A 10,435-nucleotide genomic window follows, 5' to 3' on the forward strand; every position below is an offset into this window, starting at 1 on the left:
GCGATTTCAATCGGTCGATGCAACACCTAATCTCTAACTATAGAGAGGAGGATGTTGAAAATGAAAATGCGACCGAGGATTTACTACACAGAAACTGACAAGGCGTTAATGTGGGATCGCTGGCAGAAAGGCGAATCTCTTAACTCGATGCGCGCCTGTTTGATCGGGGTCATTCATCGATACAACGCATCCTGGCGGAGACTGGTGGGATACGTCCGAGACAACGCCGTCGATCGCGTTTAGCATTGACGCTGGCGGAACTCTACAAGTCGCTTACCTGGGACCGCGGCAAAGAAATGGCTGATCACACGCGGTTTACATTGGCAACCGACATAAAGGTGTACTTCTGTGACCCACAAAACCCCTGGCAACGTGGTTCCAACGAGAACACCAATGGTTTGCTCAGACAGTACTTCCCAAAGGGAACCGACCTCTCAGTGCACTCGCAGGCAAAACTCAATGCAGTGGCTCGACGGCTGAACGAGCGGCCAAGAAAAACGTTAGACTATGAGACGCCAGCCGAACGATTTAACCAATGTGTTGCGTCGATCGGTTGAAACCGCAACCCATAACTGCCCCTCATGCATTCAGTCTATCACGCACGCAGCAGGCATCGTTTCTGCCTGCATGAGCTTGTTAAGCTGCAAGCGATGAGGCTGTGCCGGAAGAGAAATAAATCAGGCCTGCATACTTTTGCTCGAATGCAGCATCTGGGAAGAGGCGTTCCACGGATTTCCAAGGTCGCCGTTTATAGTATTCATGAGTTGCTCCAAATGGGCGGCCTATCCAGACAACGATATTGAACAACCAACTTGGCCATTGATCGGATCGTTTCATATCCAGTATGACGAGGCGACTGCCCGGGATCAGCGCACGTGATGCCGCTGCAATGACTTGTTCATATTCGGGCACGAAACCAAAGGCGCCGGTTGACAATACACCGTTAATTGCGCCTGGAAACTCGTAATTAGCCATATCCGATTGAACCAGCTCTACATTATTCCAACGGGATTGCTGAACTTTTTCTTGCGCACAGGCAAGCATCTCAGAGGTCAGGTCAACCCCGATAATTTTACCTTCGGGTCCGATTCGCTCCATGAGCATCGGGAAGTTTAAACCAGTTCCACATCCAAGCTCGACGACGCAGTCTCCTCGCTTGAGCCTCAAGAGCTCGATCGCATGCGCACGATATGAGGAATAACGGAAACCCACCAACCAAAAAAGCCGCGAATAAAAATCATATCGCTTGGCGCGGTTTTTATATATATCTTGTATTTCCTTGCGTGAGATAACCAATTTTCTTTCCGTTGCCTAATACCTCGCGTCAGCGGCCTGACCGCAGGTCAGGTCCGGCTGCATACGCTTATTATACTTTTTCGCGATGCCGCGTATGGTAGGACGAACAATTGGCGGAGCTTTCCGCATGCTTTCCCTCTCAATTTGAATAATTTCAAATCCCTCGGTAACAATTGCCTGTTCCGTCTCCCTATTCAGATGGCAATTCCCCATGAATGTTTTCCATATTGTGTTTAATCTATTCTGCCATAGCCTTCTCGAGGTGCCGTCTGCAGCCGCGACATGCTCCAAAAAAACCAGTCCTCCCCCTGGTCTCAATACACGTCTGATTTCGCGTAAACTCGCTTTTAAATTGGTCACCGAGCAACAAACCAGTGTTGCCACGACATAGTCGAATGATTCATCATCAGACTCAATTTGTTCTGCTGTTCCACCTGTCACTGTTGCATTACTCAGTCGGTAATTACCTACCTGTTTCTTTAAATACTTGCGCATATGCCTGTCAGGTTCAGAAAGTACAAGCCTGGTAACATTGTCAGGATAAAATTTAATATTTACTCCTGTACCAGCGCCAACTTCTAATACTTCACCCCTTACTTGCTTGAGAAGCCCATGCCTCCAATCCTTCAGGCATGCCTCTTCAGTTCTGGCCATGAATTTGTCATAAAAAAACGCGGTTAGATAAGACATGAAGAGTCTCTATTTTGCTTTGCTAATAGCCTAACAGCACAAATTATAAGGCTTTTGACCTGTTAACATGTTATCGATTTATTGCTGTACGTATGCTTCTGGCCGAACTTCGAAACTCAGCGCATACTTAGAAAAACCAGACGCTCGGAATCAATTTTTCAGGGGCGGCTTACCTAAAGGAGATTTTCAAAATCGATTATGAGCCTAGGCCAGACGGAAAGTTTAGCAAACGCTATTGAGCGTCAGTTCCATGGCTTGGTTAGGCTTGATTTTTGCTCTAGGGAGCATACGGGAGTTTGCAGAAACCTTGGGATGGCACATCCAGAGAACTATTAAATTTGCTGGATAAATTCTGAAAAGCGATAAGCCCAGTTAATTCAACGATGCCATCATCGTCAAAGAAGCTCTTTAATCGCTCTACCAGTTCATCAGTCACCTGTTGATCTGAATAAGTAACAGCTTCCACGTATTCAAGAACAACCTTCTCTTTCTCGTCGAAGAGGTCGCTTTCTTTCCACTGCGCAAGCATCTCAACTTTGTCCATAGAGCCAGAGCGTTCGGCCAAGCTGGCAGAATTGATATCAATGCAGAAACGACACCAATTGATTTGCGACACCCTTACCGTAACCAATGAGCGCAAAACGGGGCTCAATGGAGAGCTTTTTCTATCCAGCACCGCATAAAGCACAGACACAGCTCCAAACAGTCTCGGAACTCTTGCCCAAAGTAAGCTAGGCTGAAGGATCGCTCCATATCTTCTTTTCTGATTCCAAAAGAAAGGCCGTAGAATCCAGGGGTATTCTTTTAATTGCTTTACCGAAATTCTCATATTTATCCCTCAACAGCCTAACAGCAGCATTATAAGATTTTTGACCTGATAACATATTATCGCTGCAACACTTGGCGTCCGTTATTGGCCGTAGATTGCCTCCCATCAAGGCATTGCGAGAGTCTGCTTACAAGAAGTCAGACTCTCAAACTGGATTAATCAGTGGCAATAACCGACCTAAAGCCGTACCTTTGGTCTTTAATAAATGATGTTGTTCAACTAACTTGAAGGGTATCCGTTTCGGGCGAAACATGGATAAATTATGAGAGCCCGGCACTATTGAGCCGGGCTAATAAATTTTCAAGGGTTTTGGACTCTTTATAGGGTTGAGATTCCGCAAATTCACCGACGGAAAAATCGGGCTCCATTTCTAATACTTTCGTTGCTGCGCGGCGTGCTTCTTCAGCACGATCCAGCGCCATATTAGAGGCGGCCAGGTATAAATAGGGACTCACGTCATTACTCCGGAGTTCGATGGCATCCTTCGCAGCAGCAATCGCTTGCTCGTATCGCTCGCTACCATAATAAGCGCTGGCAAGCACGGCCGGATACATCGGCGGATGGATCGGTGTCAGGCGTATCGCATACTGCGCGAAATCGACCGCTTCGCTTGCCTGATCTAGGTAGGTCAGAACACTGGCCTTGATTGAATATGCGGCCGGGCAACTCGGTCGGTCCGTCACGGCTTTCGTAGCTTCCGACATCGCCTCATCGTAATCCCGCCGGTTCAGGTATACATGCGCCAGCACCATGTGGGCGTAGCCTGTCACATCGTCCAGCCTGATTGCCTCGCGTGCCAGTTCGGTCGCGCGCTCGAGTGAATGTGAAGGATCATCACTTAAATCCGAAAGGACTTCTATCCAATAGGTCAATGCCCCAGCCGCGTATCCCACCGGGGATTCGGGTTCCAGGCGAATGGTTTCCTCGAACAAGTGTCGCGCTTCCCGGAACTCGAGTTTCATTGTCGAGCGCCACAGCAGTTCTTCACCTCGGTAGTAGTTTTCGAGCGCAACGGGATCTGTCAATGCCCTACGCACGAGTCGGATAGCCTCACCGCCCATCAACTTGACATCCAGGGCGGTGACAATTTCTTCGATGATTTCATCCTGAACGTCGAAAAAGTCACCAATGTCATGAATTTCACGATCGAGATTTTCCGCCCAGACGAACTTGCCGGTCGCTACTTCCAGAAGTTCCGCGCTCACACGGATTCTGTCACCATGTTTCCGAACGCTACCTTTTAATACGTATTGAACGTTGAATTTTCGACCAATCTCCCGCTCCGTCATCTGTTTCGTGTCGGCCAATGCAGGCGATTCATCCTGGACATGGGCCAATCCCGCAATTCGCGTTAGTGCGACGCCAATGCCGGTGGTAAAGGTGTATCCTAAACGATCCCGTTCAGCATCCGCTCCAATATCCTCGAAAGGCTTGACCGCAATCGAAGGTTTCCCGAACGGCAGTATTTTTGCTACCCCACCGAATTTACCTGAAAGTTGCGATGGAGCGCTTACCCCAGCGCTGCCCTCAGAAACATGGTAGGCGCGCACTGGCTCCTCGATGTTTTTGACACTGTGTTCTCCGATAAACAAGTATCGCAAGGGTAACTTATTACCGATAGCGGTTCGTACGGCATCGGAAATGCAAACACTCCCAGGCTCGGCCAGAGCTTCAAGCCGCGCAGCGACATTTACACCGTCTCCATAGATATCACCCCGGTCCTCGATGACGTCGCCCAGGTTTAGACCGATGCGAAACTGAACCTTGCGTTCATCGGGCAGGTTTGCATTTTGGGATCGAAGTTCAGTTTGAATGGCCATCGAGGAAGAGAGGGCATCGACAACCGCAGCAAACTGGGCAAGCACCGCGTCACCCGCATAGTGCATTACCTTGCCGCCATGTGAATCGACTATCGCCGATATCAGATCGAGATATTCAGTGAGAGTGCGGTGAGTTGCATCCTCATCTTCCCCCGTCAGACGAGAATATCCTGCAACATCTGCATACAGTATTGCGGCTAGCTTTCTTGGTAGGCGATCATTCATCTGAAGCTTTACTACTGATGAGGATTACTCCGCCAGATACTAACGCTAAAGAGTGATAGAGACCAACTTCAACAAAATTTGGACGTCCGCTTCTGGCCGAAATACGAAGTTCTACGTCGGTAACTGGGGGTCCGCTATTGAGATAGCGTGGCTTCATAGATAAAGGGTATAGCGCCCTTTATCACTCCGATTAATTTATTTAATGGCATCCACTTATTTTTCCTTATCTTTTTTGACATTTTTAGCTACATTCTGACTAATGGCATAGTCAGGAGTTAATCTCATGTCACCTAAAATATATCCTGATATCGATTTTGAATTCGAGTATCAGGATAAATTCATCGACATCACCCACAAGCGGGCAAGCCGCAGAAAATATAATAATCAAGCGAGAAGGCGCATTGAAAAATTAAAAGAGCGGAAAAGATTAAGGGAAAGTATTGGTATGGATGAAGAGTATTGGGCGAAAGAGTAACCCGAGTTCTGGACGAGTAAAACCTACGGTCCTAGATACTGACAATGAGCACGACCGTCTTAACATCATGGGGATAAAAAAACCAAGCTAACCACTTTTTAATAACATTAATCTTACCCAGCCCTGGCTATCACTAGAACGGGAGGGTCACCGTACGAAGCCTAGATTGAAGGGATATTATCTGGTCTTGCTCAGAAGCTTATCGCAGATTTCTGGGTGTCCGCTCCTGGCCGAAGATTGCCTCCTGCCAGTGCTTTACGAGCGTCTGCTTACGAGCAAATACTCTGAGATCAAGGACTGCTGTCATCGCGCAGTTTCGGCTCAAGCCTCGGGAGATCGTCCTTTAAAAACCTGATGTCTGGAGAAAACAAGTCGTACCCTGCCAAATCAGTTAATGCAACGAGACGCATATGTTTTATCTCGGGTGAAGCTGGTTTTACTTTGCCCGAAGCAAGTTCCTCTCGGAGAACCGAAAATCCCTGCACTGGTTGGCAGAGATAATAGAAATCTAACCGGTATGGTCCAGGCTCTTCCACGATATACGGTATAGCATCGACGCGTAGCAGTCGGATTACCTCGATTTCAATGCCAAGCTCCTCTTTAACTTCGCGCCGTAGAGTGGCATCAATCACATCATCAGGTGATGCAATATGCCCTGGCGAAGTGGGGTTGCCGTCGATCGATTCGAGTGCACCGCCGGGAAGCCCCCAGACTCCTTTACGTCGATAACTGTGCTCGACAATCAGGACCTGAGGCGGTCGAATAGTGTCATCGATCAGTACTGCAACCGCCCCGACTAACCAGTTCCTAGCTAACTGCCCTTTGAGGAAACCGGCTAATCTGGGCGGGAACAACCGCCATAGAGAAAGTGATGCCCGATGAAGTGAGGGATGTTTTTCAATGTAATGAGCAACCCAAGCAAACACTTTTATCTACTCCCAAGCACGTTACCGTGAATTTAAACGTACATCGTTAGGGCACGATGTATTTCGGATAGATAAGATTAAGAATAAAGGTCTCTTTCTCAAAACTCCACCACCAGTTTCACCAGTGTCCGAAACTGGCCGGAGGTCGCAGCTGAACTCTGTATTTTGAGTGTCTGCTATTTGATTTTATATTGCTTTACCACACAGCTTTTGAATCCTTTCATGAGTCTCCTCGCGATGCACCCTGGATTGGTCAGGCGCTTCGATCTCTAGCCTGGCCATGTTGTCTCCAACAGCGACGACCTTGATATTAATATTGTCACCGACTTGAAATGACTCGCGGTATTTGGTGGTGACATTTTTAGACCTCCACGTGCGAAACGATTTGGACTCGTCAATCGTTCCTATACTAAGCTCGACCTTGTTGCCCCTAACAGAGACAACCGTGACTTTAATATTGTTACCGATATGAAATGATTCCCCGCCTCTGCGGGTGATTAATCGCATAGTGCTGCTCTTTATTCGTTAATTGAAGTTAGCATACTGCGCCTGATTGGCTGGAAGTGCAAAAAGCTGGAATTGCGTAAGGTCTGAAGCGGATATTCATAATTCAAGGATCAGTGCCGGCTCACGACCCAAAAAAAACACCCAAGCTCGTCCTTCTGTCGAAACAACATGGCGATATACACCGGCGCTACAAGAATCTTTTATTGGTTTCAACCGGTTATGAGGAAGGCCCGGATCGTTGACTGGCCCGCAACCGGGGCAAAAGATTTAATTCTACCGAACGGTTCCCAAGTATTATCACCTAAGGAACTTTACAAATCGAGAATATCACAGAAGATGCATAGCCCGACGCTTGAAGTTTCCGGATACATTCTGCTCGTGGTTGCCGCACTGCTGAATCAGAATTCACGCTTAATTCAGTTAAATCATGAGGTCGAAACTCAGTCCAGGGTGGTTTCCAGGCAGGCTGCAGAGCTGGCTACCCTGAACGAAAATTTGGAGCAACGGGTTAACGATCAGGTCGGGGAAATTGAAAAGCTCGCTCGGCTCAAACGATTCCTGGCCCCTGAAGTAGCCCAGGTTGTACTCGCGGAGCAGCAGGAATCGATGCTTGAGAGCCACCGCAGTTACATCGTGACCCTGTTCTGCGACATTCGTGGTTTCACGGAGTTTTCCGAAAGTATGGAACCCGAAGATGTTAACGAGCCTCCGCTATCGGCAAAACAGCGGCTCGTTACTAAGAAACAGGTAAAACGACCAATTGTGCAATTTCGACATGCTTCGGTTGCTGTACTGCGTATAACACGGTACGAGCAACATCCTCGGGCAGCAAGCATTGTTCCGCATTGTCATAGAATTCCTGCGCCTGTTGCGCGTCGCCGAGGCGTTGCCGTGCGAACCCGGTGCGCACTAGTCCGGGCATGATTTCGGTGACACGAATCCCCCGACCAGCGTAATCGAGGCGCAGCGTCTCGCTGAAACCATGCACCGCGTATTTACTACTGACGTAGGCTGCCATCGTGGCATAGGGTTTGATTCCAGTAATCGAACCCATATTGACGATATGTCCCGAACCCCGGGCGAGCATACCTTCGATTAGCGCGCGGGTAAGCCGTATCGTGCCCTGCACATTGGTTTCAATGATATCGCACCACTGATCGGCACTGCCCTCCTCGAACAGCCGACGCCCACCGATATCATGACCGGCATTGTTGACCAGCACTTCGATGTCCTGGAACTCCTGAGGCAGAGCCTGTTGCACGCCGGTCACCGCCGCACTATCGGTAACATCGACCACCAGTGGGTAAAACCCGTCACCCAGTTCAGCGGCCAGCTGCTGTAACCGGGACGTATTGCGCGCAGCCCCGACAACGCGACACTTTTGTTCAATCAATTGACGGCAGATCGCTTCACCGATGCCGCTGCTCGCACCGGAAACCAGGACGACAGGCATTAACGATTCAGGCTCACTCATCAGCGAGCGCCCAGTTCATTCTTAATCGATTCGAGCAGTTTTTCCATCTGGCGGGTCGAAATACCCGACGAAAATCGCGCGACGTGCTGAATTGGCGGTGGCTTCGGTAAATCAGCATGATCAATTTTCAAACCGCGGCTATCGCCGCGTCGTCCACCCTGCTGGCGTTGCTCGAGCACGCCGAGATTGACCAGGCCGATTCCGAGCCCACTGCGCACCGCGTTGACCATACCCTCGATACTCGGACATTCGAAAACCACGCGCAGGCTGTGATCGTTTTCGTCCAGCGCTTTCTCCGCCCAGGCCTTGTAAAAACAATTCTTGTGATAGGTCACAAACGGGACCGGGCGCTCGAGATCGAGCACAAAATCCTCTGCCTGCAGCCATACCACCTGCTGCTGGCCGAGCAAATGATCCCCTTCCTGCAGCTCGGATTCAAATATCTCGATCAGCGCCATATCAATTTCACCGGCTCGTAACCAGCGCACTAACTCGGGCGTGTGCGCTACTCGTGAAGTTAATGCCACGTTCGGGAAACTGGTGGAAAAGCTCGACAGTATTTGCGCCATTCCCGGGGCACTGATGTCCTCGGTAATCCCGAGGCGTAACTCGCCGGCGAGGTCACTCTGGTGAAAGCTGGCATAAGCTTCGTCATGCAGCTTGACCAGGCGTTGCGCATAGTCGAGGAGTTTTTCGCCGTCGGCGCTCAGGTTCAACTTGCCGTCGGCGCGCGCAAACAGGTTGCGGTTAAGCTTGCGCTCGAGACGCTTCATTTTGTGGCTGACCGCCGACTGGGACAGGTTCAAGCGTTTAGCGGCGCGGGTAATGCCCCCGGACTCGGCAATTGCTGTCAGGGCACGCATGGAATCGATATCGAGAGTGGACATTATGACAAATTTCGATGTAAGTTATGAAAATATATCGTTTTGTTCATACCGATACAATCGGTATATTCGACTTTCGATCAAACTCGTACCATTATCATGACCCAGTACAAGAATCTGTTTCAGCCGCTCGAGCTGCGTCATCGCACCCTCGACAACCGTATCGTATTCGGTGCCCATACCGCCAACATGTCCGACCTGGGACTGCCGGGTGAACGCCATCGTGGCTACTATGAAGAACGCGCGATCGGCGGCGCGGCGATGATCGTGGTCGAGCCGATGCCGGTGCATCCGACAGCGGTGTTGACACGTGGTAACTTTCGCCACTGCGACGACGACGTGGTTCCCTACTTCCGTAAAATCACCGACGCGGTGCACGCACATGGCACCACGATACTGCAGCAGCTTTACCACGTCGGACAACATGGTGACTCGGACTTGTCATTCATGCCGCACTGGTCGCCATCGGGGCTTGCATCCTACCACGACTCGGACGGTAGCCATGCGATGCGCGAATCTGAAATCCTCGAAGTGATCGATTGCTTTACCCATGCTGCAAAGCGCTGCCAGGCGGCCGGTTTCGATGGCGTCGACCTGTTCGCCGCATACAATGCCCTGCTCGACCAGTTCTGGACGCTGTGGTCGAACAAGCGTGACGACCGCTGGGGCGGATCGCTGGAAAACCGCTGCCGCCTGTCGCTTTCGATCGTCAACTCGATTCGAAAAGCCTGCGGCGAGGATTTCATCATCGGCATGTCTATCAGTTATTCGGACGAAACGCCTTACATCATGACGTTCGAACAACTGCAGGAAGTCATCGCCCTGCACGATGCGACCGGCAACCTCGACTACGTGACCTGCGGCGCCGGAAACTACGTCGACTACGAACGTTTGATGGCTACCTTCGTCTATGGCGAAAAACAGGGCGTGCCGCTCGCCGCAGCACTGAAGTCGGTGGTCAGGCACACCAGGGTCACCGCCGAATGCCATATCCGCACCCCCGAAAATGCCGACTACACGATCGCCAGCGGTGCTTCCGATCTGGTTTCGATCGTACGCGGGCAAATCGCTGATCCGCACTGGGTCAATAAAACCCGCGAGAAACGCCACGACGATATCCGCGGCTGCATTTCCTGCAACCAGATGTGCTGGGGACGGCGCTCGCGCGACTACTGGATATCCTGCCTGGTCAATCCCTCCGCCGGACGCGAGTTCGAATGGGGTGGTGACCGCTTTGATAAAACCGATGCGGTTAAAAAGATACTCGTTGTCGGTGGTGGGCCCGCTGGCATGGAAGCGGCACGGGTTG

11 protein-coding genes and 1 pseudogene are annotated in these 10,435 nt (G+C 50.4%); 4 read left to right on the forward strand and 8 right to left on the reverse strand.

Going from position 1 to position 10,435, the window contains the following annotated elements:
• Positions 1-60 precede the first annotated feature (60 nt).
• Both OES20_17960 and OES20_17965 read left to right on the forward strand, forming a co-directional pair.
• Positions 61-243: a hypothetical protein gene (locus OES20_17960; protein MDH3636580.1), complete on the forward strand. Its 183-nt coding sequence runs from the start codon at positions 61-63 to the stop codon at positions 241-243.
• Between the two features lie 14 nt (positions 244-257).
• Positions 258-557: pseudogene (locus tag OES20_17965) on the forward strand (IS30 family transposase).
• A gap of 79 nt (positions 558-636) precedes the next feature.
• Here the strand turns inward: OES20_17965 and OES20_17970 are convergent.
• The 4 genes from OES20_17970 to OES20_17985 all read right to left on the reverse strand — a co-directional run bounded on the left by OES20_17970 (position 637) and on the right by OES20_17985 (position 4,860).
• Positions 637-1,296: a class I SAM-dependent methyltransferase gene (locus OES20_17970; protein ID MDH3636581.1), complete on the reverse strand. Its 660-nt coding sequence runs from the start codon at positions 1,294-1,296 to the stop codon at positions 637-639.
• 15 nt (positions 1,297-1,311) lie between these two features.
• The gene (locus tag OES20_17975; GenBank protein MDH3636582.1) at positions 1,312-1,986 is read right to left on the reverse strand and encodes a class I SAM-dependent methyltransferase; all 675 of its coding nucleotides are present in this window, start codon (positions 1,984-1,986) and stop codon (positions 1,312-1,314) included.
• A 277-nt stretch (positions 1,987-2,263) separates the two neighbouring features.
• Complete coding sequence (locus OES20_17980; protein ID MDH3636583.1) at positions 2,264-2,815, reverse strand: carboxymuconolactone decarboxylase family protein; 552 nt, start codon at positions 2,813-2,815, stop codon at positions 2,264-2,266.
• Between the two features lie 260 nt (positions 2,816-3,075).
• Positions 3,076-4,860 (reverse strand): adenylate/guanylate cyclase domain-containing protein, encoded by a 1,785-nt coding sequence (locus tag OES20_17985; protein ID MDH3636584.1) that lies wholly within the window; start codon positions 4,858-4,860, stop codon positions 3,076-3,078.
• Positions 4,861-5,143: 283 nt separating this feature from the next.
• Between OES20_17985 and OES20_17990 the strand changes: the two genes are divergently transcribed.
• The gene (locus OES20_17990; protein MDH3636585.1) at positions 5,144-5,335 is read left to right on the forward strand and encodes a hypothetical protein; all 192 of its coding nucleotides are present in this window, start codon (positions 5,144-5,146) and stop codon (positions 5,333-5,335) included.
• Between the two features lie 290 nt (positions 5,336-5,625).
• On the opposite strand, the gene OES20_17995 is transcribed toward OES20_17990, so the two are convergent.
• From OES20_17995 to OES20_18010, 4 genes are all read right to left on the reverse strand, one after another.
• A complete protein-coding gene (locus tag OES20_17995; protein MDH3636586.1) occupies positions 5,626-6,261 on the reverse strand; it encodes an NUDIX hydrolase in 636 nt (211 codons plus the stop codon).
• A gap of 186 nt (positions 6,262-6,447) precedes the next feature.
• Positions 6,448-6,768, reverse strand: coding sequence for a carbon storage regulator (locus tag OES20_18000; GenBank protein ID MDH3636587.1), 321 nt, complete (start codon positions 6,766-6,768; stop codon positions 6,448-6,450).
• A gap of 736 nt (positions 6,769-7,504) precedes the next feature.
• Positions 7,505-8,242: an SDR family oxidoreductase gene (locus OES20_18005; GenBank protein MDH3636588.1), complete on the reverse strand. Its 738-nt coding sequence runs from the start codon at positions 8,240-8,242 to the stop codon at positions 7,505-7,507.
• A complete protein-coding gene (locus OES20_18010) occupies positions 8,242-9,129 on the reverse strand; it encodes a LysR family transcriptional regulator (protein MDH3636589.1) in 888 nt (295 codons plus the stop codon). Before OES20_18010 ends, OES20_18005 begins: the two co-directional genes overlap by 1 nt.
• 96 nt (positions 9,130-9,225) lie before the next feature.
• Between OES20_18010 and OES20_18015 the strand changes: the two genes are divergently transcribed.
• The coding region (locus OES20_18015; protein ID MDH3636590.1) for an oxidoreductase at positions 9,226-10,435 on the forward strand (1,210 nt) is incomplete at its 3' end.

Source organism: Gammaproteobacteria bacterium (assembly GCA_029862005.1).
Classification (GTDB): domain Bacteria; phylum Pseudomonadota; class Gammaproteobacteria.